Source organism: Methylobacterium sp. D54C, from assembly GCF_053345595.1.
The window spans coordinates 1-22,717 of the sequence record NZ_JBKFAK010000025.1; the positions used below are offsets into that span (position 1 = coordinate 1).

A 22,717-nucleotide genomic window follows, 5' to 3' on the forward strand; every position below is an offset into this window, starting at 1 on the left:
CGACCGGCAGCGACAGCGCCGTGTTCCGGGCGAAGCGGTAGTCCCTGGGACAGCGGCGCTTCGCGTAGTCCAGCAGGTCCTGGACGACGTCGAGGCCCAGATACGCGACGCTCGCGGTGCGGGCGAGATGCACCGCCAGGCGCCCGGAGCCGCACCCGAAATCGACCACCGACTGGCCGTCCCGGAGCCCGAAATGCTGGAGGATCTCGCACTCGATCGCGCCGATGCGGTCGTAGTCGCCGCCCACCGCCACGCTCATCGCCTCGTCCAGGGGCAAGTCGCGCATCAGTTGGCGGACGTACGCCTCGTAATCCTCGACGAAATGAAATTTCGCCATCGCGGCCACCTCGAAGGTGTCGAGATCGGACTGGGATGATCAGTCCATCCGCCGTCGAGATTTGTTCTTCCCCACGACGCTCCGGCATCCGTTCTGCCGAACACCGTCGAGCCGCGAAAGCGGCTGCGCGGATACGGGGCGCGAATTGCCCCCGAGGCTGCCTTTTCGGTCACACCGCGTTCGGGAAGACCCGGATACTGCGCCGGGCGGCCGCGGCCGCGGGAGAATCCGCCCTCACGCCGCCCTCACGCCGCCCGGCGGCGCTCCGGGTAGAGCCCGTACAGGCCCTCGGCGCTGGCCTCGCAGATGCCGCGCTCGGTGATGATCCCGGTCACGAGGCGCGACGGCGTCACGTCGAAGGCGGGGTTGGCCACCGGGCTGCCGGGGGAGACGACCTCGATCGTGGCGAAGCCGCCGTCGGGCAGCCGGCCGGTCATGTGGGTGACCTCGCGCCCGTCGCGCTCCTCGATCGGGATCTCCTTCACCCCGTCGTCGAGGGTCCAGTCGATGGTCGAGAACGGCAGGGCGGCGTAGAACGGCACGCCGTTGTCGTGGGCTGCCAGCGCCTTCAGGTAGGTGCCGATCTTGTTGCAGACGTCGCCGCTCGCCGTGGTCCGGTCCGAGCCGACGATGCAGAGATCGACGCCGCCGTGCTGCATGAGGTGGCCGCCGGCATTGTCGGCGATGACCGTGTGCGGCACGCCGTGGCCGTTCAGCTCGAAGGCTGTGAGCGCGGCGCCCTGGCTGCGCGGCCGGGTCTCGTCGACCAGGACGTGGACCGGCACGCCCCGCTCGTGGGCGGCGTAGATCGGCGCGAGCGCCGTGCCCCAGTCCACCGTCGCCAGCCAGCCGGCATTGCAGTGGGTCAGGACCGTGACCGGCCGGTCGCCGCCCCTTGCCGCGTGGAGGTCGGCGATGATCTGGCCGCCGTGGGCGCCGATCGAGCGGCAGCTCGCCACGTCCTCCTCGGCGATGCGGCCGGCCTCCGCGAAGGCGCGGGCGAAGCGCTCGTCCGGCGCGACCTGGCGCAGGTTGGTGGAGACCCGGTCCAGTGCCCAGCGCAGGTTGATCGCGGTCGGCCGCGTCGCCGCGAGGGTCGCCACCGCCCGGTCGATCCCGTCGTGGGACGCGTCGGCGCGCATGGCGAGCGCCAGCCCGTAGGCGGCCGTGACGCCGATCAGCGGCGCGCCCCGCACGATCATCGTGCGGATCGCCACCGCGGCGTCCTCCAGCGTGGCGAGGCGCTTCAGCTCGAACGCGAAGGGCAGGCGGGTCTGGTCGATCACCTGGACGCTGAGGCCGTCCGGGTCCGGGAAGATCGTGCGGTAGGGCTGGCCGTCGATGTTCATGGCCGCTCCTGTGCCACAGCGGGGCGGATTTTGCACCCGTGGGCGCGGACGGCGGCAGCCTGGGGATGCGCGGCCGGGCGCCGGTGAGCCTTCCTCAACCTTAGCAGGTCGTTAAGGGGGTCGTGCCTAGCCTCGGGGGTAAGTCCCCGTCCTGCGTCCGGTCCCGCATGCGCTCGCTTCGCCGTCCCGCATCGCCCTACGAGACTTTCGTCGACAGCGTTCGCCCCTTCCTGGGCAAGCGCCTGACGGAGCTCGGCGGCTTCGTGCTGTTCACCGGCGCGGTCGCGCTGACCGTGGCCCTGGCCACGTGGTCGATCGACGACCCGAGCCTCAACCACGCCACCGACCACGCCGCCCACAACGTCCTCGGCCAGCCGGGCGCCGTCGTGGCCGACCTCGCCATGCAGATCCTGGGCCTGGGTTCCCTGGCCTTCGTGCTTCCGCCGGTGCTCTGGGGCATCCGGCTGATGCGGGAGCGCAACCTGCCCGAGGGCGGGCTGCGCATCGCCCTCTGGATCATCGGCTTCTGCGCCGCGAGCGCGGTGGCGAGCGCGCTCCCGCCGACGACCCGCTGGCCCCTGCCCACCGGCCTCGGCGGCGTGGCCGGCGACGGCCTGCTGTCGATGGCGCGGGTGATCGTCGGCGCGGTCTCGTCGGCGGCGGCCCACCTCGTCGGCTTCGGCTACGCCGCCGTGGCGATCCTCAGCCTGACCGGCGCCTGCCGGTTCGGCGCCGTCGAGGAGGACAGCCTGCACGACGATCCCTACCCCGTCCGGCGCGCGCCGGCGCGGGGCCGGGATTCCGGCCGCGACGAGCGCGAGGATTCCGACGAGCCGAGCCTCGGCCTCGTGGGTGTCGGCGCCCTGGCGCAGGGCCTGATGGGCCTGCGCGGCGCCGCGGCCGACCGGATCGCCGCGTGGCGCGCCGGCCGGGCCGAGCCGATCGACGGCGCGTCGCCCGCCCTCGCGGCCCGCCGCGCCTTCACGGACGCCGATCTCCCCTGGGCCGAGCACCTGCCCGAAGGCCGGCAGGCCGGCGCGAGCCGGCGCGAGCCCGTCTTCGACACGTCCGAGGACGCCCCCGCGGCGCCGGCCCGCCGCGCCGCGGGGGCGCGGGACGATGCGGAGGACGATCCGGAGGCTTTCGAGGCGCCGCAGCGCCCGGTCCCGCCGCGGGCGGAGCCGACCGCGTCCCGGGTGGCGCCGCCGCCCGCAGCGCCCGTGCCGGCACGGCGCGCGCCCGCGCCGCTCGTCCGTCCCGAGGATTACGCCCTGCCCGCCCTCGACCTGCTGGCGGCCCCCCGCGGCCCGTCCCAGGCGAGCCTGATCTCGGCGGACGCGCTGGAGCAGAACGCCACGCTGCTGGAGGCGACCCTCGGCGATTTCGGCGTGCGCGGCGACATCCTGGCGGTGCGGCCGGGCCCGGTTGTCACCCTCTACGAGCTCGAGCCCGCGCCCGGCACCAAGTCCAGCCGCGTGATCGCGCTCGCCGACGACATCGCCCGGTCGATGTCGGCGGTCTCGGCCCGCGTCGCGGTCGTCCCCGGCCGGAACGCCATCGGCATCGAGCTGCCGAACGCCAAGCGCGAGACGGTCTACCTGCGCGAGCTCCTGGCCTCGACGGACTTCGCCGAGAGCAAGCACAAGCTGGCGCTCTGCCTGGGCAAGAACATCGGCGGCGAGCCGATCATCGCCGACCTCGCGCGCATGCCGCACCTCCTGGTCGCCGGCACGACCGGCTCGGGCAAGTCGGTGGCGATCAACACCATGATCCTGTCGCTGCTCTACCGGCTGAAGCCGGAGGAGTGCCGCCTGATCATGGTCGACCCGAAGATGCTGGAGCTGTCGGTCTACGACGGCATCCCGCACCTGCTCTCCCCGGTCGTCACCGACCCCAAGAAGGCGGTCATCGCCCTCAAGTGGGCCGTGCGCGAGATGGAGGAGCGCTACAAGAAGATGGCCAAGATCGCGGTGCGCAACATCGACGGCTACAACGCCCGGGTCGCCGAGGCGGCGGCGCGCGGCGAGGTGCTGACCCGGACCGTGCAGACCGGCTTCGACCGCCACACCGGCGAGGCGGTGTACGAGGACGAGGCGATGGACCTGGCGCCTCTGCCGTACATCGTGATCGTGGTCGACGAGATGGCCGACCTGATGATGGTGGCCGGCAAGGACATCGAGGGGGCGATCCAGCGCCTGGCGCAGATGGCGCGCGCGGCGGGCATCCACCTGATCATGGCGACGCAGCGGCCGTCGGTGGACGTGATCACCGGGACGATCAAGGCGAACTTCCCGACCCGGATCAGCTTCCAGGTGACGAGCAAGATCGACAGCCGCACGATCCTGGGCGAGATGGGCGCCGAGCAGCTTCTGGGCCAGGGCGACATGCTGTTCATGGCCGGGGGCGGGCGCACGACGCGGGTGCACGGGCCGTTCTGCTCGGACAGCGAGGTCGAGAGCGTGGTCGCCCACCTCAAGCGCCAGGGCCGCCCCAGCTACCTCGACGCCGTCACCGCCGACGACGAGGAGGGCGCGACCGAGAAGGGCGGCGGCAAGGGCAAGGCCGGCGCCGCGGAACTCGAACTCGACGGCGCCGTGTTCGACCAGGGCTCCTTCGGCGAGGCCGGCGGCGACCTCTACGATCAGGCCGTGCAGGTCGTGCTGCGCGACCAGAAGGCGTCGACGAGCTACATCCAGCGCCGGCTGCAGATCGGCTACAACCGCGCCGCCTCCATCATGGAGCGGATGGAGATCGAGGGCATCGTCGGCCCGGCCAACCACGCCGGCAAGCGCGAGATCCTGGTCGAGGAGGCGGTCGGCTGAGAGCGCCGGCCTGCCGCGCTCGCGGCATCCCCTCCCCCGTGCGGCCGACACGTGTTCGCGGTGCGGCCTGCGGCGGAGCGCGACGCGCCCCCTTTCCCGTATGGGAGAGTGTTGGGGTGAGGGATGGGAAGTCTCCGGACAGGGCACGCGTTTGACGCGCGGACGGGGCGCGCCGTCTTCTGAACATTAGCTTTCCTCACCCTGTCCCTCTCCCGCACGGGAGAGGGAACCCGCGCTCTCATCCTGACGGATGGACCAACCGAGGCCGCGAGCGCGTGCAGCCGGCAGCTCAGCGGGAGAGGCAATGCGGATCGGATCACCGTATTCGGCCAGCCCCCGCCCAACCCGAAAAATTTCGCGCGGCGCGGAACCGGCCCTTCGCCCGCACGTTACGCGCGTGCGAGGCCTGGAAACGGGCTCGCTCTGAGGGCGCCGGGCACGGTGTCCGGCGCTGCTTGTAGTCACGTTGCTCGTCGGAGGATGTGGTTATGAGGACGTACGACGTTTCGCCCCTGTTCCGGTCGTCCATCGGGTTCGACCGCCTGTTCGAGCTGATCAACCAGGCCGACCGCGTCGAGCCGTCGGCCGCCTGGCCGCCCTACAACATCGAGAAGGTGGCCGAGGACCAGTACCGCATCACCATGGCGGTCGCGGGCTTCACGCCCGACGAGATCGAGCTGACCCAGCAGGACACCACGCTCCTCGTCTCGGGTCAGAAGGCCGCCCAGGAGGGTGAGAAGCACTATCTCTACCGCGGCATCGCGGCCCGCACGTTCCGCCAGACGTTCAATCTGGCCGAGCACGTGAAGGTCGTGGGCGCGTCGATGGAGAACGGCCTGCTCACCGTCGCGCTGAAGCGCGAGGTGCCGGAGGCGCTGAAGCCCCGCCGCATCGCCATCGGCGGCACGACGGCCGCGTCCGGCCAGGACAACGCCCCGGCGCAGATCGCCCGCGAGGCCAAGGCAGCCTGAATGGCAGCCTGATCGGACGATCTGATCCGGTGTCCCGGGCGGCGCGCCCGGGCACACTTGTCGACACGGATGACATCCCTCACGGGTCCGCGGACCCGCGGGCCCGTTCCCACGACTGCACCGCATTCGATGGAGCGAGGACCATGAGCGTGAGAGATCTGATTCCCTGGAACCGCACCCCCGCCCCGGCGCCGACCGCCCTGTCGCAGGAGCCGGCCAGCCCCTTCCTGACGCTGCACCGGGAGATGAACCGCCTGTTCGACGACGTGTTCGGCGGGTTCGGCGGCGTGCCGAGCCTCGCGGGCCGCGGCTTCGGCTGGCCCCATATCGAGCTGGCGGAGGCGGACGGTGCGCTGCGCGTCTCCGCCGAGCTTCCCGGGCTCGACGAGAAGGACGTCGAGCTGCTCATCGCGGACGGCGTCCTGACCCTGAAGGGCGAGAAGCGCGCGGAGTCCACCGACACGGGCCGCGGCTATTCCGAGCGCAGCTACGGCCGCTTCGAGCGGTCGATCGCCCTCCCCGTGCCGGTCGACGAGGACAGGGCCGAGGCGACGTTCCGCAACGGCGTCCTCACGGTGACGCTGCCGCGCGCGGCCGAGGCGCCGGAGCGCCGCCGGCGCATCGCCATCAACGGCACCGGCGCGCCGGCCGCCAAGCACTGAGCCGGGCCCGGGGCCGACCCTGGGGGGTGACCGCCTGCGCGGTCACGGACCCGAACGCATGACGCGACGGCCGGCGCGGCCCGATCGGGCGTGCCGGCCACCCCAGCCTTTGCTCACGATGAGGAGGGTCGCATGCAGCCGATCGATCTCAACCCCGTCCATCCCGCGTTCCGTCCCGAGATCGGGCGCGTCGGTCCGGTGGCGGCCGCCAGCCTGAGGCCGCAGGCGGTCGAGCCGTTCGAGGCCTTCGTGGCGCCGGGCGACGTCTTCCGGCATCCCCGGGAGGTGCTGCGCTATCCCGGCCTGTCGCGGGCCGAGAAGCGGGCGATCCTGGCCTCCTGGGCCTCCGACGCCCGCGCGGTCGAGTCCTGCCCGACGCTGCGCTGCCTGCCGGGCTGCCGGGCCGAGCCCGTGCCGCTGAGCGCGATCCTGGAAGCGCTCCAGGCGCTCGATGAGGGTTCGGTACCGCCCGCAGCCCCGCCGCCCGAGCCCCCCGTCCCCGCGGCGCACTTCCGGCGCTGGGAGCGCGGTCCGGCCGGACCGGAGCCCCTGCTGAACTGAGCCGGGGAGCCGCGTGATGGCAACCTTCGACCTGCGGGGTGGGCACGGGCTCCTGCCCCGGTCGCGGCGCGGCCGGCGCCGAGGGCCGGCGCGGACCACCGACAGCACGGTGCTCGGCCGCTGGTTCCTGTCCGTGGCCCTGTGCCTCGCCCTGTGCCTCGCCCTGGCGGCGCCCTGCCCGGCGCCCGCCCTGCCCTGGGTGCTGGCGGCCCTGCTGAGCCTGTCGGGCTTCGCGTGGCTCGGCCGGGCGATCACGCGGGCCGGGCCGCCGGCCAACGCCCGGCACCTGACCGCGTGGGACGCGGCCCTGCTGTCCTTCGCGGCGAGCTTCGCCGTCCAATCGGCGGCGCGCCTCGGCCTCTTCGGCGGCTGAGCGCGCCCGTCCAGGGAGGCAACCATGCAAGATGGGACGATCGGAATCCGAAACGCCATCCCGCCCGGCCCGGCGGCCGCGCGCCTGCCCGACATGGAGCGCGTCCTGGTCAACCCGGCCGCGGTGTTCGACACCCCGGCCGCGTTGCGCGATCATCCCCGGCTGCTCCCGAGCTGCAAGCGGGAGATCCTGCGGCGCTGGGCCTGGGACGAGTACCTGAAGGAGGTCGCCGCCGCCGAGGGCATGGCCGAGGGCGAGCCGTCGCGGCTCGACGCCGTGAAGGCCGCCCTCCTGGCGCTCGGCGAGGCGCGGCGTCCCGATCCCGCCGCCCCGGCCGCCGCGATCCCGGCGCCCCGGGCGCTCGATCGCGCGGCGGCCTGAGCGCGCCGCGGCCGTCACACGACCATCACACGACCGAGAACCGGAACTCCGTGGCGGCCGCGAAGGTCTCGCCCGGCCGCAGGACCGCGGAGGGGAAGCCGGGCTGGTTCGGCGCGTCCGGAAAGCCCTGCGTCTCGAAGCAGACGCCGTCGCCCGACCGGTAGATCCGCCCGGACGGGCCGATCAGGCGCCCGTCGAGGGTGTTGCCGCTGTAGAGCTGCAGCGCCGGCTGCGTGGTCCAGACGTCGAGCCGCCGCCCGCTGCCGGGATCGACGCAGGTGGCGGCCGGCCGCAGCGTCCCGGCGGCCCCGCGCAGCGCGAAGGTGTGGTCGTAGCCCTTGGCGTAGGTGAGCTGCGGGTCCCCGGCGCGGATCCGCGCCTCCAGGGCCTGCGGCGCGCGGAAATCGAACGGCGTCCCGGCGACCGGCAGCAGCGCGCCGGTGGGGATCTGGGTCGCGTCGGTCGGCGCGAAGGCGTCCGCCTCGACCTGCACGACGTGGCCGAGGACGCTGCCCGCCCCCTCGCCGGCGAGGTTGAAGTAGCTGTGGTTCGTGAGGTTCAGGACCGTGGGCCGGTCGGTCACCGCGGCGTAGTCCACGCGCAGCACGCCCTCCGCGGGCAGGCTGTAGGTGACGCGGACGTCGAGAGTGCCCGGAAACCCCTCCTCCCTGTCCGGCGAGCGGCGGCTCAGGACGAGGCGCGTCGCGTCGCTGAGTTCCGCCCGCCACAGGCGCCGGCCGAAATTCTCCGGGCCACCGTGGAGGGTGTTGGGGGGCTCGTTCACCGGCAGCCGGTAGTCGTGCCCGTCGAGGCTGAAGCGCCCGCCCGCGATGCGGTTCGCGTAGCGCCCGACGATCGCGCCGAAGCTCGGGCTCACGGTCTCGTAGCCCGCCAGGGTGTCGAGGCCGAGCACGACGTTGGCCGGACGGCCGGCGCGGTCGGGCACCTCGATCGCCGTGACGGCCGCGCCGTACTCGATGACGGCGACGCGCAGGCTGCCCCGGCTCAGGGTGTGGCGGCCGACCGTTCGGCCGTCCGCCGTCGTGCCGAACGGTTCGGCCGGCATCCGGCTAGCGCTTCCAGACGCCGAGCCGCTCGCTCCGGGCGTGGTCCTCGGCCGCGACCAGTTCGGGGCTCGCCTCCGGGGCGGCGCGGCCGCCGCCGTTGAACAGCACCACCTCGGAGAGATCGCGCCCGTCCACGAGGCAGTTCATGTTCGCGCTGCCGGGGGCGGGCTGGCAGGTCACCGACCGGTTGCCGATGTACCGGGCCAGCTCCTCCGCCTGGCCGCCCCGCACCCACTCGACGCCGAACAGGTGCACGACCTTGCCGCCGACCTTGAGGGTCGCGGTATCGATCACCTGGGCCTGTCCGGTCACGGCGTTCGGCGGCAGCGGCGCGTCGGGCTCGGGATCGCCGCCTGTCTCGGGGGGCGGCGTCACCGTGTCGGGGGCCGAGGCCGGGGGACCTGCGGGCCGCGCGTTCGGCGCGGCGCCGCTCGGGGCTTCCGCGCGGGAATCCGTGCGGGAAGCGGTCGGGGCGGCGGGGCGCCCGGATTCCGGCGCGGAGCGGTCCAGCACGAGCCCCGCGGCGAGCACCGCCACCAGGGTGCCGGCGACGGCGCCGAGGAGCAGCCGGCGCTGCCGGCGCGCGCCGTCATCGATCCCGCCCCCGCCGAGGCTGAGGCGGTCGCGCACGTGGCCGAGGCCGTCGCGCAGCGTCTCGCCGAACCGTCCGGGACCGCTGTTCCACGCCGCCGCCGGATCCGCGCCCGCGGCCGGCCCGGCCTCCGCGTCGACGGGCGGGCGGGCGAAGCGTCCGCGCAGGTTCGTCCGCAGGCTGGCGAACCGGCCGGCGGCGGTCTGCGCCAGCACGCGGCCCTGCTCGGAGGAGCGCTCCGCCAGGGAGCGCGCCCGCTCGGACTGGGTCCCGACGAAGCGGGCGGTCGCGGCCTTCATCTCGTAGGCGCCGCTCAGCAGGGACGAGTCCCGGGCCTCCTCGGCGGTCGCCGGGGCCGGTTCGGGCTCGGGCTCCGGCGGCAGGAACAGGGCGGGATGGCGCGCGCGCAGCTCCGCGACGAGGTCCGCCAAGGTCATCGGCTCGGAGGTGCCCTCCCGCCGCCGCGCGGCCCCGTGGCGGTCGAGGACGCGGAGGCCGGTCCCGGACTCGTCCGGGGCGCAGGCGGCCTCGGCCAGGAGCTCCAGGGTCCGGACCGCGACGGGACGCGGACGCGCGCGCGCGATCTCGGCCCGGATCGTCTCGCGCAGGGCGAGGCGGCCGGGACTGTCGAGAACCGGCCGGGCCGGCTCCGTCTCCTGTTGCTCCACCACCGTTGAAGACGTCATTCACCCGATCCCGGCATCACCGACGCGCGGCGCGAAGGAGGCTCGATCGCGCCTCCCGACGAAGGGCGCCCGCGGGCGCCCCACGGAACGCCCGACCCGCAGGACCGATCCCGCGACGCGCCCCGCCGCACGCTTCCCTCGCTGGCGCCCTTCTAGCCGCCCTTGCGGGCGTTCTTGTAGGGGCCGCCGCAAACCCCGCGCGAGCCCGTGCCCGCCGCGAGGTGGCGGACCGCGACGCGCGGCTCTTACGCCTTGCCGGGCGAGGCGGCCAGGGTTCCGGCCTGGATGCTCCGCCGCAGGACGCGACCGGTCTCGCCGAGGATGTAGGGCCGCGTCCCGGCGAAACCCACCTCCAGGACCAGCTCAGCCTCGCCGCTGGACACGGCGCCCCGGCCCGGATTGGCGGTGCGGAAATCGACGATCGTGCGGATCGTGCAGGTCTCGGTGTCGCAGGCGGCGCGCATCGCCCGCGGCTCGTAGCGCCGCTCGGGCCAGCGCTGGACGAAGCTGCGCTTCTCGGCGACCAGGGCCGCCGTGGTGATCGGCCGCCCGTAGAAGCGCACGCGGGTCGCGTAGTACTGGGTCGCGGCCCCGACCATGGTGTCGCTCGGGCCGGAGACGGTGGCGAGGTAGCTCGTCGTCAGCGCCCGGGCGGCGGCCACGCGCTCCGCCGACGCGCCCGGCACCGGGGCGGGCGCGGCCGGCGTCTCGGCGAGCCGGTGCGGGTGGCGCGCGGGGTGGTGCAGGTGTTCCCGGACCGGCGGACGCTCCAGGGCGGCCGCCCGCTTCGGTCCCGGCGCCCGCGTGGCCGCCGCCTTCGGCAGGGCGTCCTCGCCCGGCTCGGGTCTGGCGGCCTGCCGGACCGGCTCGGCGGCGCGCACCGGCGCTTTCGCCGCGTCCTTCGTCGATTCCTTCGCTGCCTCCTGCGCCGATTCCTTCCCCGGACCCTGCGCGGAACCCTGCGCCTGCGCGGCGGCCCGGGGCGGCGGGTCGACCCAAGCGCTCTGGGCGGCGGCACCGCCCGCGAGGGCGAACGGCAGGAGCATGCCGAGGGCGAGGGCCTGGGGACGGACGGGACGTGTGGCGGACATCGGTGCCTTCCTGGCGGCCGGGGCGGGCATCATGGAGAACGCGCCCGCGTGGGTCGGGGGTTCCACGAAGGGCTCGGGCGCGCCCACATCCTGCCGAACTCCGCGCCGGCGACCAGCCCGGAATTGCGGGGATGATGGGGTTGCGTTCGTGCGTTTGGGTACCAAGTCGGGGACAGACTTGGCCTTTGGCCGGTCCCAGGTTCCCTACCGCGTTCCAGACTGCCCGCTCCCCCGTGCACCGAGGATCCCTTGGCCCGACCTGAGACCGAGTCGCCCGCCGGCCCGCTTCCCGGGAGCGCGCGATGAGCACGCAGCCGCGCCGGGCCCTGCTGCTCTGCAACGCCAAGGCGCGCAACGGCGCCCTGGATCTCGACGAGGTGCGGGAGATCCTGCGGGCGGGCGGCATCGAGCCGGAGGAGCCGCCGCCGGAAGCCGATTGCCGCGACGTGATCCGCGAGCGGGCCGGCGCGGTCGATCTCGTGATCCTGGGCGGCGGCGACGGCACCATGAACTACGCCGCGCCCGCGCTGGTGGCGAGCGGCCTGCCCTTCGCGATCCTGCCGCTCGGCACGGCGAACGACCTCGCACGCTCCCTCAACCTGCCGCTCGACCCCCTGGCGGCGGCCCGCTTCATCCCGACCGCGCAGGCGCGGCCGGTGGATCTCGGCTGGGTCAACGGCCACTACTACTTCAACGTGGCGAGCATCGGCTTCTCGGCGGAGCTCGCGGGCGAGTTGACGTCCGAATCGAAGAAGACCTGGGGCGTCCTCGGCTACGCGGTGGCGGCCGTCCGGGTCTTGCGCCGGGTCCGGCCCTTCACGGTGACGATCGAGCACGACGGCGTGGTGGAGAAGGTCACCACGATCCAGGTCTCGGTCGGCAACGGGCGCCACTACGGCGGCGGCATGACCGTGGAGGAGAGTGCCGCGGTGGATGACGGCAAGCTCGATTTCTACAGCCTGGAGATCAAGCACTGGTGGCGGCTCCTCGCGCTGCTGCCCGCCCTGCGGCGGGGCACGCATGGACGGGCCGCCGACGTGCGGGCGTTCCACACCCAGGAGATCCGGCTCTCGACCCGCAGGCCTCGGCCGGTGAACACCGACGGCGAGCTGACCACGCGCACGCCCGCCCATTTCAAGGTCTTCCCGAAGATCCTGCAGGTCCTGGCGCCCGAACCGGTGCGCGGACCGGCCCCCTTCGACCTGACGGCCCTCGGGAGCCGCCTGTTCCCGACCAGCGAGGCACCGCGCCCGTGACCGATCTGCTCCAGCTCGCCAGTCAGCCCGCCGTCTGGGCTGCCCTCGCCACGCTCGTGGTGATGGAGGTGGTGCTCGGCATCGACAACCTGATCTTCATCTCGATCCTGACCAACAAGCTGCCGCCCGAGCATCAGACGCGGGCGCGGCGCATCGGGATCGGGCTGGCGCTGATCCTGCGGCTGGGGCTGCTCGGCACGGTGGCGTTCATCGTGCACCTGACCGAGCCGGTCTTCTCGGTGCTGGGCCAGGACTTCTCCTGGCGCGACATGATCCTGATCGGCGGCGGCCTGTTCCTGCTCTGGAAGGCGACCAAGGAGATTCACCACACGGTGGATCCGGAGCCCGAGACCCCGGGCGTGACCGGCGGCACGATCGGCTTCGGCGCGGCGATCGGCCAGATCCTGCTCCTCGACCTCGTCTTCTCCATCGACTCGATCATCACCGCGGTCGGCATGACCGAGCACGTGCCGGTGATGATGGTGGCGGTCGTGGTCGCCGTGGTGGTGATGCTGGTCGCCGCCGAGCCGCTCTCGGCCTTCATCGCCCGGAACCCCACCGTGGTGATGCTGGCCCTCGGCTTCCTGATCATGATCGGCATGACGCTGATCGCTGAGGGGTTCGGCGCGCACGTGCCGAAGGGCTACATCTACACCGCCATGGCCTTCTCGGCCGGCGTCGAGGGCCTCAACATGCTGGCCCGCCGGCGCCGCCGTCCCGCCCGGGACGGCGCCCCTGCGTCGACCGGGCCGACGCGGCGCGCCTGAGGGCGGAACGATTCTCATGCGACTCGGTGCGGCCCTCCTCCTCCTGCTCCTCCCCGCCGCCGTCCACGCGGAGACGAAACCGATGGCGCCCGATCCGATGGTCCTGCACGACCTCGCCCCCACCGGCACGCTCCGGGCGGCGATCAACCTCGGCAACCCGGTCCTGGCCCAGGGCGGCGCCGACGGACCCGCGGGGGTCTCGGTCGACCTCGCGCGGGCGCTGGCGGCCCGGCTCGGCGTGCCGGTGGTATTCGTGACCTTCCCGGGGGCCGGCGCGGTCTCGGGCTCGGCGGGCTCCGGGACCTGGGACATCTGCTTCCTGGCGATCGACCCGAAGCGGGCGGAGGGGATCGCCTTCACGGAGCCCTACGTGCTGATCGCCGGCAGCTACCTCGTGCCGGCCGCCTCGCCGATCCGCTCCCCGGAGGCGGTGGACCGCGACGGCGTGCGCGTCTCGGTGGGGCGCGGGAGCGCCTACGACCTGTTCCTGAGTCGCGCGCTGCAGCACGCGACCCTGGTGCGGGCGCCGACCTCGGCCGAGGCGGTCACGGCCTTCGCCCGGGACGGGCTCGACGTCGCGGCCGGCGTCCACCAGCCCCTCGCCGCCTACGCGGCGGCCCACCCGGAGGTGCGGCTGCTGCCGGGGCACTTCATGGAGATCCCGCAGGCGATGGGAATGCCGGTCGGGCATCCGGCCGGCGCCGCGTATCTCGCGGATTTCGTCGCGCGGGCGAAGCGGGACGGGCTGGTGCGGCGCGGCCTGGAGGCCAGCGGACAGGATCCGGAGCTGGCGGCGCCATGAGTTATCGGCGGCCATCGAACCCGCACACCTCGTCCTGAGGTGCGAGCGGAAGGAGCCTCGAAGGAGCTTCGAAGGAGCCCTTTCAGGGCTCGTGCGGCCGACTGGATCCCTCCTTCGAGACCTGCCGGGGCAGGCACCTCACGATCGGATCTACGGACGGACAGAGGATCGAGCGGAACGTCACGATCCGGGGTTTTCTCCATGTCCCGAAGAGTCTCTCGGCCGGCGTCACGCGCTCCGTCATCACGAGCGAAGCGAAGTGACCCAGGGTAGCGCGACCTCGGTGGGCGTCGTGCCGCTGGATCGCTTCGCTGCGCTCGCAAAGACGGTCAGATCGATGCCATCGACCGGACGCCGGATCACACCACGAGGTTCACGATCCGCCCCGGCACCACGATCACCTTCCGCGGCGCCTTGCCCTCCAGCACCTTCTGGACGGCCTCCAGCGCCAGGGTCGCGGCCTCCACGGCTTGGGCGTCGGCGTCGCGCGGCACGGTCACGTCCGCGCGCTTCTTGCCGTTGATCTGGACCGGCAGGGTGATCTCGTCCTCGACCAGGAGCCCCGCCTCGGTCTCGGGCCAGGGCGCCTGGGCGACGAGGCCGCCGCGGCCGAGGACGGACCAGCACTCCTCGGCGAGGTGCGGCATCATCGGGGCGATGAGCTGCACCAGGATGCCGGCCGCCTCCTGGGCGGCACCGGCTGAGACCGGCCCGCGCAGGCCGTCCTCCAGGGCGTTGGCCAGGGTGTAGATGTGGGCGACGCAGCGGTTGAAGCGCAGGCGCTCGATATCGTCCTGCACGGAGGCGAGCGCCCGGTGGGCGGCCTTGCGCAGGGTCAGGTCCGCGGCGCCGTCGCCCGCCGCCTGTCCGGCCGCGTTCACCAGCCGCCAGACCTTCTGGACGAACCGGGCAGCGCCCTGCACGCCCTCCTCGGTCCAGATCACGTCGCGCTCGGGCGGCGAGTCGGACAGCATGAACCAGCGCGCCGTGTCGGCCCCGTAGCTCGCGATGATGTCGTCGGGGTCGACCACGTTCTTCTTCGACTTCGACATCTTCTCGATCGGGCCGATCGCGATCGGCGCCTGAGTTTTCACGTGAAACGCGCGGCGCTCACCCTCCTCGGTGGCGAAGCGGATCTCGGCCGGCGGCACCCAGGCGCCGGCCGCGTCCTTGTAGGTCTCGTGGACGACCATGCCCTGCGTGAACAGGCCGGCGAAGGGCTCGGCCACGCCGGCCCAGCCGGTCTCGCGCATCGCCCGCATGAAGAACCGGGCGTAGAGCAGGTGCAGGATCGCGTGCTCGATGCCGCCGATATACTGGTCCACCGCCAGCCAGCGGTCGACCACGGCCCGGTCGGTGGGCGCGTCCGCCAGCCAGGGCGCGGTGAAGCGCGCGTAGTACCAGGACGAGTCGACGAACGTGTCCATCGTGTCGGTCTCGCGCCGGGCCGGCGCGCCGCAATGCGGGCAGGGCACGTTCCGCCACGCCGCGTCGCGCTCCAGCGGGTTGCCGGGCTGATCGAACGACACCTCCTCGGGGAGCTTCACCGGCAGGTCGGCCACCGGCACCGGGACCGGGCCGCAGCTGTCGCAGTGGATGATCGGGATCGGGCAGCCCCAGTAGCGCTGCCGAGAGACGCCCCAGTCGCGCAGGCGGAACTGGACCTTGCGCCGGGCGACCCCCTCCCCTTCGAGGCGCCGGGCCACGGCCTCGAAGGCCTCGTCCGTGCGCATCCCGTCGAGGAAGCGCGAGTTGATCATCCGCCCGTCCTCGACATAGGCGGTGTCGGTGATGACGAACGTCGCCGGATCCTGCCCTTCCGGGCAGACCACGGGCGTGTTGCCGAGCCCGTACTTGTTGGCGAAATCGAGGTCGCGCTGATCGTGCGCCGGGCAGCCGAACACCGCGCCGGTGCCGTACTCCATGAGCACGAAGTTCGCCACGTAGACCGGCAGCTCCCAGGACGGGTCCAAGGGATGGCGGACGGTCAGGCCGGTGTCGAAGCCGTGCTTCTCGGCGGTGTCGATCGCGGCCTGGGCGGTGCCGGTGCGGCGGCACTCCTCGATGAAGGTCTGCAGCTCCGGCCGTCCCTCGGCCAGCGCGGCGGCCAGGGGATGGTCGGCGGCGATCGCCAGGAACTTGGCGCCGAACAGGGTGTCGGGCCGGGTCGTGTAGACGGGCACCGGATCGGCCGCGCCGGCCACCGGTCGGGCCAGGGCGAAAAGAACCTCCAGGCCCTCCGAGCGGCCGATCCAGTTCTTCTGCATCAGCCGGACCTTCTCGGGCCAGCGGTCCAGACCGTCCAGCGCGGTCAGCAGGTCCTCGGCGAAGTCGGTGATCTTGAAGAACCACTGGGTCAGCTCGCGCTGCTCCACCAGCGCGCCGGAGCGCCAGCCGCGGCCGTCGATCACCTGCTCGTTGGCCAGCACCGTGTGGTCCACCGGGTCCCAGTTCACCTTCGCGGTGCGGCGGGTGACGAGGCCCTTGGCCAGGAAGTCCAGGAACATGCGCTGCTGGTGCTTGTAGTAGTCGGGATCGCAGGTCGCGATCTCCCGGCTCCAGTCGAGCGACAGGCCCATGGCCTTCAGCTGGTCGCGCATCGACGCGATGTTGGCGTAGGTCCAGTCCCGCGGGTTGACCTTGCGCTCCATGGCGGCGTTCTCGGCCGGCAGGCCGAAGGCGTCCCAGCCCATCGGGTGCAGCACGTTGAACCCGCGGGCGCGCTTGTAGCGGGCGACCACGTCGCCCATCGCGTAGTTGCGGACGTGGCCCATGTGGATGCGCCCCGACGGGTAGGGGAACATCTCGAGCACGTAGTATTTCGGGCGGCCGTCGGCATTGTCGGTCTCGAACAGCCGCTTCTCGGCCCAGGCCTCCTGCCAGCGCGGCTCGGCATCCTTGGCGTTGTAGCGCTCGACGGGCTGGGGGGCGGTGCTGGCGGTCATGGATCCGGCTGCGTCAGGGGCTCGTCGGTCATTCCGAAGGATGACCACGGCACGGTCGCGCCGCGATAGCATATCTGCGCCGCAGCCGGTCAACGCGGCGCGCGATTCGGGCTTGCGCGGGGCGCGCGAACGCATAGGTCGGCGGGGATCAGGCGCGACGACGACGCGCGCCGAGGCTCATACCACGCAGACCGACGCCCGGCAGCGACAGGACAGGCACGCCATGGACGACGCGACGACCGGCACGAATGCCCCTCCGACCGACGGGATGGGACAGAGGACCGACAAGCTCCCCGTCGGTCAGGCCGATGTCGCGGCCGGGCTCGCCGAGGTGCGCGCCGCCATCGCCCGCGCGGCCGAGGATTCGGAGCGCGACCCGGCCGAAGTGCAACTCGTGGCGGTCTCCAAGACCGTCCCGGCCGAGGGCATCCTGCCGGCGCTGAAGGCCGGCCATCGCGTCTTCGGCGAGAACTACGTCCAGGAATCCACCGCGAAGTGGCCGGCCCTCCGCCACCGCTTCCCGGACGTGGAGCTGCACCTCGTCGGGCCGCTGCAATCCAACAAGGCCCGGGAGGCGGTCGCCCTGTTCGACGTCATCCACTCCCTCGACCGGCTGTCGCTCGCGGCGGCCCTGGCCAAGGAGATCGAGCGGTCCGGCCGGACCCCGAAGCTGCTCATCCAGGTCAACACCGGCGCGGAACCGAAGAAGGGTGGCGTGCTCCCGGACCAGCTCGCCACCCTCCTCTCGGAGTGCCGGGAGACCCACGGGCTGGCGATCCAGGGCCTGATGTGCATCCCGCCCGCGGACGACCCGCCCTCGGCCCATTTCGCCCTGCTGGCCCGGCTCGCCCACGAGCACAACCTGCCGATCCTCTCCATGGGCATGAGCGCGGACTTCCCGGCGGCGATCCAGCTCGGCGCCACCCATGTCCGGGTCGGGACCGCGATCTTCGGGGCCCGGACTCGGAAGGCCTGACGCTGGGCCCGGGCCTCAGCCGATCCGCAGGTGCGTCCGCGGCCCGAGGCGCCCGAGCAGGCGCAGGAGATCGGCCCGGGCCAGGGCGACGCAGCCCTCCGTGGGGCGGTAGCCGTCCCGGGCGATGTGCAGGAAGATCGCCGAGCCCCGCCCCTTCCGGATCGGGGCGCGGTTGTAGTCGAGGTCGATCACCACGTCGTAGAGCCCGTCGCCCCGCCACATCGATTCGGCGCTGACCCCCGGGGCCGGCAGGCGGATCGGCCGGTTGTAGCGGCGGTCCCGGCTCTCGTCGCACCAGCCGTCGTCGGGGCGGGTCGCCCGCAGGGGCAGCAGCGTGCGCGGCCGGACCGCGAGGTGGTCGGGCCGGTACGCGCCGCCGCGCAGGCGGAAGCGCCCGCGCGGCGAGCCGCCGTCGCCCTCGCGCTTGTCGCCGACGATCCCGCCCGCCCCGAGGGCGCAGGGAATCACCGCCGGTCCGACGAGGAGCTGCCCGCGCCGCCGGTCCCCGACGAGGGCGCGGACGCGGATCTCCCCCAGGGTCAGGCGGATGGGTCCCCTGCTCGGCCGCCGCATCTCCGTCCTCCCCGATCCGTCCGATCCCGGGGCCTTATGCCCGGGATCGGTACTTCGAACCGGTGAAAAATTGCGCACAAGGCAACTTCCGGCCACAAAGGATGCTCTATCTCTCGGTTGAACCCGGGCCGCCGAGCCGGGATTCGGGAGCGCGCCAGCCCCCCGCCGCGCCGCGGGGACCGCCGCCGTGATCCCGGAGCGGCGCGCCCCCGATCCCGCAGCCCGTTCGCCGGGGCGCTTGTCACGGCGGCGAAAGGATGCGGAAACACAAGCCTGGGTAGGGTCGTCGCGCGATCCTGCCGAGATCTGACATCATCGCATGCTGCACCCGGCAGGCGGCCCTCGCCCCTCCCGCAGCACGCACTGGGGCCCGGACGATGCCGAATGTCTACCGCCTGCTGATCTGCGACGACGACGCGGTCCTGCGCGATACCCTGACCGAGCAGCTCGATCTCTGCGACGAGTTCACGGTCTTCACCGAGGCCAACGCCACCGACGCGATCCGACGGGTCGCCGCGGAGCGGATCGACCTCGCCGTCATGGATGTCGGCCTGCCCGACCTCGACGGGCGCGAGGCCGTGCGCCGGATGCGCGCCGCCGGCTTCCGCGGCCCGGTGATCATGCTGACCGCCCAGGATTCCGAGGCGGACCACGTCGAGGGGCTGGAGGCCGGCGCCAACGACTACGTCACCAAGCCGTTCAAGTTCGGCATCCTGCTGGCCCGGATCCGCGCCCACCTGCGCAGCCACGAGGCCTCCGAGGACGCGGTCTTCCAGATCGGCCCGTACACGTTCCGCCCGGGCGCCAAGCTCCTCGTCGGCGAGCGCGGCTCCAAGCTGAAGCTCACCGAGAAGGAGACCGCGATCCTGCGCTTCCTCTACCGGGCGGGCCGGGCCGTGGTGAACCGCGACACCCTGCTGGCCGAGGTCTGGGGCTACAACGCCCAGGTGACCACGCACACGCTGGAGACGCATATCTACCGGCTGCGCCAGAAGATCGAGCCGAACCCCGCCACCGCCGCGATCCTCGTGACCGAGGGCGGCGGATACAAGTTGCTGCCCTGACGAATTGAAGCTTTACGTGTAGGCGATCCGGCGGGTTCGCGTATGCGCAGGGTGGTGAGGCGTTCTTGGGGCTCGACGACGATATCGCGATCCTCGCGGCCGCGCCGCTGTTCGGCTTCCTCGACCGGGACGCCCTGCGCCTGCTGACCTTCGCGGCCGAGCGGCGCGACCTCGCGGACCGCGACCTGCTCTTCGCCCGCGGCGACCCGGCCGATGGCGGCTTCGTGGTGATGGCGGGCACGATCCGCCTGGAGCCCCGGGTTCCGACGGCCGAGCCGGTGCGGGCCGGGCGCTCGGCCCTGATCGGCCAGCTCGCCCTGTTCGTGCGCGGGACGCGCCCGACCGAGGCCCGGGCCGAGGGGAGCGCCGCGGTGATGCGGATCACCCCGATGCTGATGCGCCGCGTGCTGGAGGAGTTCCCCGCCGCCGCGCGGGCCGTCCACGACACCCTGGCGGACGACCTCGCCGGGCTGGTGACCGATCTCGATCAGGTCCGCGAACTGCTCGAGCTCATCGACGGCATCTCCTCAGGTGACAGCTCCGGTGCCCGCTTGTAAGCACGGGCTCCCGCCGCAAGAGTTCTGACCCGTTCCATGTCCCAGGCCGGCAAGCCCCATTCCGATCTCGCCCATTCCGATCTCGCCCAGACCATCGAAGCCGCCTGGGAAGACCGCGCCAACGTGTCGACCGCCACCCGGGGCGCGGTGCGCGAGGCGGTCGAGGCGGCCCTGGACCTCCTCGATTCGGGCAAGGCCCGCGTCGCCGAGAAGTCCGGCAACCACGACTGGGTGGTGAACCAGTGGCTGAAGAAGGCGGTGCTGCTCTCCTTCCGCCTCAACGACATGGCGACGATCGAGGGCGGCCCCGGCGGCGCGCCCTGGTGGGACAAGGTCGCGTCGAAATTCGCCGGCTGGGGCGAGGCCGAGTTCCGCGCCGCGGGCCTGCGCGCCGTGCCGGGCTGCTTCGTCCGCCGGGGCTCCTACATCGCCCCCGGCGCCGTGCTGATGCCGAGCTTCGTCAATCTCGGCGCGCATGTCGGCGAGGGCACGATGGTCGACACCTGGGTGACGATCGGCTCCTGCGCGCAGGTGGGGAAGAACTGCCACATCTCGGGCGGTGCCGGCATCGCGGGCGTTCTGGAGCCGCTGCAGGCGAACCCGGTGATCATCGAGGACGATTGCTTCATCGGCGCCCGCGCCGAGGTGGCGGAGGGCGTCATCGTCGGCCAGGGCAGCGTCCTGTCCATGGGCGTCTATATCGGCGCCTCCACCAAGATCGTCGACCGGACCACCGGCGAGGTCATGTACGGCCGGGTGCCGCCCTACTCGGTGGTCGTCTCGGGCACGATGCCCGGCAAGGCGCTGCCGGACGGCACGCCGGGCCCGGGCCTCTACTGCGCGGTGATCGTCAAGCGCGTCGATGCCGGCACGCGGTCCAAGACCGCCATCAACGAGCTGCTGCGCACCTGATTCATCCGGGACCTGGCGGGAGCGCGATGGAGACGTCCGAGCTGACCCTGACGGTGGCGGGCCGGACGGTGCCGACCCCCTGCGACCGGATCGGGACGGGGCCGGACGCGCTCCTGCTCCCGGCCCTGTCGACCATCTCGGCGCGGGCCGAGATGCGCGGCCTCGCCGGGCGGCTCGGGACGGAGTACCGCTGCCTCGTCCCCGACTGGCCGGGCTTCGGCGCCCGGCCGCGGGCGCGGGTCCCCCTCGCCCCGGCGACCTTCCACGCCTTCCTGGACGCCCTGCTGGCGGCCGCGCCCGGACCCTACGCCCTCGGCGTCGCGGCCGGCCACGCCGCCGGCTACCTCGTGGCGGCGGCGCGGCGCCACCCGGGGGCCTTCGGGCGGCTGGTCCTGGTGGCCCCGACCTGGCGGGGACCGCTGCCCACCGCGATGCCGGGGCGGGCGCACTGGTTCCCGCGCATCCGACGGGCCGTGGAGGCCCCGCTCCTCGGCGAGGCGCTCTACCGGATCAACATCAGCCCGCCGATCATCGGCCGGATGATGCGCGCCCACGTCTACGCCGACGCGGCCCGGGTCACCCCGGCGGTGGTCCGCGACAAGCACGCCATCACCCGCCAGCGCAACGGCCGCTTCGGCACCGCCGCCTTCGTCACCGGCGGCCTCGACCCGGTGGGCAGCCGCGACGCGTTCCTGGCCCTGTTCGGCGACGGCCTGCCGCCGACCCTGGTGCTGCGCCCCGCGGGCGCCCCGCGGCGCTCGGGCGCCGAGATGGACGCCCTCGTCGCCGGCGGCCGCGTGACCGGCGCCGCGATCCCCGGCGCCCTGAGCCCGCACGAGGAGCATCCGGACGCCGTGGCCGCCGCGATCCGGGCGGCGTGAGCGCGGTGCGCGGGCCGGCGCGTGTGACAAGCGGCCCGGATCGCCGCCGCCCCGCCCTGGACAGGCGTGTGTGCCTGTGCAGGGACTGAACGGGCCGGCTGAGCCGTTCCTCCGGCAGCGGGCGCGCCCCGCAGATTCCATCCGAGAGAGTCCCGGATCCGATGCTGCGCACGCCGTCCCTGCCCCTCCTCGCCCCGGCCGCCCTCGCCCTCCTCCTGTCCGTCGCGGCCCGCGCCGAGGATTCCCCCCGCCCCGCCCCCTCGGCCCCCCCGGCAACACCGGCGGCCCCGTCCCTCGGCGCCGACACGCTGAAGCCCGGCAAGCCCGCCGTGAAGCCCTACCTCGCCGACGGGGCGGTGCCGGACGCCGTCCAGTTCCTGCCCTCCCCGCCGGCCCACGACGCGCCCCTCGACAAGGCCGACCGGGCGGCCTTCAACAGCACCCGCGCCCTCAAGGGGTCGCCGCGCTGGGAGCTGGCCGCCAACGACGTGTCCGAGGGCGCCGCCGCCGTCCTGGAGAACTTCGCCTGCGTGCTCGGCACCCGGATCGATCAGGCGCGGGTGCCGGCGGTGATCAACCTCCTGGAGCGCGCCCGTCTCGATCTCGCCCGGGCGACGCGCGGACCCAAGGTCCATTACCGGCGCCTCCGCCCGTTCGTCGGCAACGAGGCGCCGATCTGCGTGCAGCGCAGCCAGGCCCTGGCCGACAGCTTCAGCTACCCGTCGGGCCACGCCACGCAGGGCTGGGCCTACGCGCTGATCCTCGCGTCCCTGGTGCCCGAGAAGGCGACCCCGATCCTGGCCCGCGGCCGGGCCTACGGCGAGAGCCGGATCGTGTGCGGCGTGCACTGGCTCAGCGACGTGGCCGCGGGACGCCTGACCGGCACCGCGGTCTTCGCCGCCCTGATGGGCGACGCGGCCTTCCGCGCCGATCTCGACAAGGCCCGCGCCGAGCTTCGCGGCGCCCTCGCCAGCCCCGGGACGGTTCCCGATCAGGCCGCCTGCACCCGGGAGGCGACCGCCCTGCGGGAGCCCCCGCTCGAGTTCTAGGCGCGAACGATTGTAGATTTGAACGCTTCCAAGTGTGTGATTT

At 73.2% G+C, this 22,717-nt stretch carries 22 protein-coding genes; 15 read left to right on the top strand and 7 right to left on the bottom strand.

Annotated features, from left to right (window positions below):
- Together ACLBYB_RS27770 and mtnA are read right to left on the bottom strand one after the other, a co-directional pair.
- Positions 1–337: SAM-dependent methyltransferase (locus ACLBYB_RS27770; protein WP_447700697.1), on the bottom strand; the 337-nt coding region annotated here is incomplete at its 3' end.
- A 245-nt stretch (positions 338–582) separates the two neighbouring features.
- The gene (mtnA, locus tag ACLBYB_RS27775) at positions 583–1,686 is read right to left on the bottom strand and encodes an S-methyl-5-thioribose-1-phosphate isomerase (protein WP_447700698.1); all 1,104 of its coding nucleotides are present in this window, start codon (positions 1,684–1,686) and stop codon (positions 583–585) included.
- 167 nt (positions 1,687–1,853) lie between these two features.
- Here mtnA and ACLBYB_RS27780 point away from each other — a divergent pair, with 167 nt between their 5' ends.
- From ACLBYB_RS27780 to ACLBYB_RS27805, 6 genes are all read left to right on the top strand, one after another.
- Complete coding sequence (locus ACLBYB_RS27780; RefSeq protein WP_447700699.1) at positions 1,854–4,508, top strand: DNA translocase FtsK; 2,655 nt, start codon at positions 1,854–1,856, stop codon at positions 4,506–4,508.
- A 488-nt stretch (positions 4,509–4,996) separates the two neighbouring features.
- On the top strand, positions 4,997–5,479 hold the full coding sequence (locus tag ACLBYB_RS27785; protein ID WP_447700700.1) for an Hsp20 family protein: 483 nt from the start codon (positions 4,997–4,999) through the stop codon (positions 5,477–5,479).
- A gap of 143 nt (positions 5,480–5,622) precedes the next feature.
- Entirely contained in the window at positions 5,623–6,141 is a 519-nt protein-coding gene (locus ACLBYB_RS27790) for an Hsp20/alpha crystallin family protein (protein WP_447700701.1), read from the top strand.
- A gap of 132 nt (positions 6,142–6,273) precedes the next feature.
- Complete coding sequence (locus ACLBYB_RS27795; RefSeq protein ID WP_447700702.1) at positions 6,274–6,702, top strand: hypothetical protein; 429 nt, start codon at positions 6,274–6,276, stop codon at positions 6,700–6,702.
- A 16-nt stretch (positions 6,703–6,718) separates the two neighbouring features.
- On the top strand, positions 6,719–7,075 hold the full coding sequence (locus tag ACLBYB_RS27800; protein ID WP_447700703.1) for a hypothetical protein: 357 nt from the start codon (positions 6,719–6,721) through the stop codon (positions 7,073–7,075).
- Between the two features lie 24 nt (positions 7,076–7,099).
- Positions 7,100–7,456: a hypothetical protein gene (locus ACLBYB_RS27805; RefSeq protein ID WP_447700704.1), complete on the top strand. Its 357-nt coding sequence runs from the start codon at positions 7,100–7,102 to the stop codon at positions 7,454–7,456.
- Positions 7,457–7,481: 25 nt separating this feature from the next.
- Here ACLBYB_RS27805 and ACLBYB_RS27810 read toward each other — a convergent pair whose 3' ends face one another.
- From ACLBYB_RS27810 to ACLBYB_RS27820, 3 genes are all read right to left on the bottom strand, one after another.
- The gene (locus ACLBYB_RS27810) at positions 7,482–8,522 is read right to left on the bottom strand and encodes an aldose epimerase family protein (RefSeq protein ID WP_447700705.1); all 1,041 of its coding nucleotides are present in this window, start codon (positions 8,520–8,522) and stop codon (positions 7,482–7,484) included.
- Between the two features lie 4 nt (positions 8,523–8,526).
- Positions 8,527–9,801 (bottom strand): nuclease, encoded by a 1,275-nt coding sequence (locus tag ACLBYB_RS27815; protein WP_447700706.1) that lies wholly within the window; start codon positions 9,799–9,801, stop codon positions 8,527–8,529.
- Positions 9,802–10,046: 245 nt separating this feature from the next.
- Positions 10,047–10,979, bottom strand: coding sequence for a hypothetical protein (locus tag ACLBYB_RS27820; protein ID WP_447700707.1), 933 nt, complete (start codon positions 10,977–10,979; stop codon positions 10,047–10,049).
- A gap of 215 nt (positions 10,980–11,194) precedes the next feature.
- Between ACLBYB_RS27820 and ACLBYB_RS27825 the strand changes: the two genes are divergently transcribed.
- The 3 genes from ACLBYB_RS27825 to ACLBYB_RS27835 are packed head-to-tail and all read left to right on the top strand — an operon-like array spanning position 11,195 to position 13,717.
- A complete protein-coding gene (locus ACLBYB_RS27825) occupies positions 11,195–12,148 on the top strand; it encodes a lipid kinase (RefSeq protein WP_447700708.1) in 954 nt (317 codons plus the stop codon).
- On the top strand, positions 12,145–12,915 hold the full coding sequence (locus tag ACLBYB_RS27830; RefSeq protein ID WP_447700709.1) for a TerC family protein: 771 nt from the start codon (positions 12,145–12,147) through the stop codon (positions 12,913–12,915). Before ACLBYB_RS27825 ends, ACLBYB_RS27830 begins: the two co-directional genes overlap by 4 nt.
- A 16-nt stretch (positions 12,916–12,931) precedes the next feature.
- Positions 12,932–13,717 carry an ABC transporter substrate-binding protein gene (locus tag ACLBYB_RS27835; protein ID WP_447700710.1) on the top strand — a complete coding sequence of 262 codons (786 nt, stop codon included), beginning with the start codon at positions 12,932–12,934 and terminating at the stop codon, positions 13,715–13,717.
- A gap of 359 nt (positions 13,718–14,076) precedes the next feature.
- Here the strand turns inward: ACLBYB_RS27835 and leuS are convergent, their stop codons facing one another.
- Positions 14,077–16,662, bottom strand: a complete 2,586-nt coding sequence (gene leuS, locus ACLBYB_RS27840; RefSeq protein WP_447700711.1) for a leucine--tRNA ligase — start codon at positions 16,660–16,662, stop codon at positions 14,077–14,079.
- A 268-nt stretch (positions 16,663–16,930) separates the two neighbouring features.
- On the opposite strand from leuS, the gene ACLBYB_RS27845 reads away from it, so the two are divergent.
- A complete protein-coding gene (locus ACLBYB_RS27845; RefSeq protein WP_447700739.1) occupies positions 16,931–17,638 on the top strand; it encodes a YggS family pyridoxal phosphate-dependent enzyme in 708 nt (235 codons plus the stop codon).
- Between the two features lie 15 nt (positions 17,639–17,653).
- Here ACLBYB_RS27845 and ACLBYB_RS27850 read toward each other — a convergent pair whose 3' ends face one another.
- A complete protein-coding gene (locus ACLBYB_RS27850) occupies positions 17,654–18,211 on the bottom strand; it encodes a L,D-transpeptidase family protein (protein ID WP_020094281.1) in 558 nt (185 codons plus the stop codon).
- 377 nt (positions 18,212–18,588) lie between these two features.
- On the opposite strand from ACLBYB_RS27850, the gene ACLBYB_RS27855 reads away from it, so the two are divergent.
- From ACLBYB_RS27855 to ACLBYB_RS27875, 5 genes are all read left to right on the top strand, one after another.
- Complete coding sequence (locus ACLBYB_RS27855) at positions 18,589–19,275, top strand: response regulator transcription factor (RefSeq protein WP_020094282.1); 687 nt, start codon at positions 18,589–18,591, stop codon at positions 19,273–19,275.
- A 65-nt stretch (positions 19,276–19,340) separates the two neighbouring features.
- Positions 19,341–19,832 carry a cyclic nucleotide-binding domain-containing protein gene (locus ACLBYB_RS27860; RefSeq protein ID WP_447700712.1) on the top strand — a complete coding sequence of 164 codons (492 nt, stop codon included), beginning with the start codon at positions 19,341–19,343 and terminating at the stop codon, positions 19,830–19,832.
- Positions 19,833–19,868: 36 nt separating this feature from the next.
- The gene (dapD, locus tag ACLBYB_RS27865; protein WP_447693171.1) at positions 19,869–20,744 is read left to right on the top strand and encodes a 2,3,4,5-tetrahydropyridine-2,6-dicarboxylate N-succinyltransferase; all 876 of its coding nucleotides are present in this window, start codon (positions 19,869–19,871) and stop codon (positions 20,742–20,744) included.
- Positions 20,745–20,770: 26 nt separating this feature from the next.
- Positions 20,771–21,625, top strand: coding sequence for an alpha/beta fold hydrolase (locus ACLBYB_RS27870; RefSeq protein ID WP_447700713.1), 855 nt, complete (start codon positions 20,771–20,773; stop codon positions 21,623–21,625).
- Positions 21,626–21,786: 161 nt separating this feature from the next.
- Positions 21,787–22,674, top strand: a complete 888-nt coding sequence (locus ACLBYB_RS27875; protein ID WP_447700714.1) for an acid phosphatase — start codon at positions 21,787–21,789, stop codon at positions 22,672–22,674.
- Positions 22,675–22,717 lie beyond the last annotated feature (43 nt).

Bases quoted from the DNA above. Each gene is read 5' to 3' on its own strand.
- ACLBYB_RS27825 (WP_447700708.1), top strand. From the start codon at position 11,195: ATGAGCACGCAGCCGCGCCGGGCCCTGCTGCTCTGCAACGCCAAGGCG.
- ACLBYB_RS27810 (WP_447700705.1), bottom strand. From the start codon at position 8,522: ATGCCGGCCGAACCGTTCGGCACGACGGCGGACGGCCGAACGGTCGGC.
- ACLBYB_RS27870 (WP_447700713.1), top strand. From the start codon at position 20,771: ATGGAGACGTCCGAGCTGACCCTGACGGTGGCGGGCCGGACGGTGCCG.
- ACLBYB_RS27780 (WP_447700699.1), top strand. From the start codon at position 1,854: ATGCGCTCGCTTCGCCGTCCCGCATCGCCCTACGAGACTTTCGTCGAC.
- ACLBYB_RS27815 (WP_447700706.1), bottom strand. From the start codon at position 9,801: ATGACGTCTTCAACGGTGGTGGAGCAACAGGAGACGGAGCCGGCCCGG.
- dapD (WP_447693171.1), top strand. From the start codon at position 19,869: ATGTCCCAGGCCGGCAAGCCCCATTCCGATCTCGCCCATTCCGATCTC.
- ACLBYB_RS27785 (WP_447700700.1), top strand. From the start codon at position 4,997: ATGAGGACGTACGACGTTTCGCCCCTGTTCCGGTCGTCCATCGGGTTC.
- mtnA (WP_447700698.1), bottom strand. From the start codon at position 1,686: ATGAACATCGACGGCCAGCCCTACCGCACGATCTTCCCGGACCCGGAC.
- ACLBYB_RS27855 (WP_020094282.1), top strand. From the start codon at position 18,589: ATGCCGAATGTCTACCGCCTGCTGATCTGCGACGACGACGCGGTCCTG.
- ACLBYB_RS27875 (WP_447700714.1), top strand. From the start codon at position 21,787: ATGCTGCGCACGCCGTCCCTGCCCCTCCTCGCCCCGGCCGCCCTCGCC.
- ACLBYB_RS27835 (WP_447700710.1), top strand. From the start codon at position 12,932: ATGCGACTCGGTGCGGCCCTCCTCCTCCTGCTCCTCCCCGCCGCCGTC.
- ACLBYB_RS27850 (WP_020094281.1), bottom strand. From the start codon at position 18,211: ATGCGGCGGCCGAGCAGGGGACCCATCCGCCTGACCCTGGGGGAGATC.
- ACLBYB_RS27845 (WP_447700739.1), top strand. From the start codon at position 16,931: ATGGGACAGAGGACCGACAAGCTCCCCGTCGGTCAGGCCGATGTCGCG.
- ACLBYB_RS27805 (WP_447700704.1), top strand. From the start codon at position 7,100: ATGCAAGATGGGACGATCGGAATCCGAAACGCCATCCCGCCCGGCCCG.
- ACLBYB_RS27800 (WP_447700703.1), top strand. From the start codon at position 6,719: ATGGCAACCTTCGACCTGCGGGGTGGGCACGGGCTCCTGCCCCGGTCG.
- leuS (WP_447700711.1), bottom strand. From the start codon at position 16,662: ATGACCGCCAGCACCGCCCCCCAGCCCGTCGAGCGCTACAACGCCAAG.
- ACLBYB_RS27790 (WP_447700701.1), top strand. From the start codon at position 5,623: ATGAGCGTGAGAGATCTGATTCCCTGGAACCGCACCCCCGCCCCGGCG.
- ACLBYB_RS27795 (WP_447700702.1), top strand. From the start codon at position 6,274: ATGCAGCCGATCGATCTCAACCCCGTCCATCCCGCGTTCCGTCCCGAG.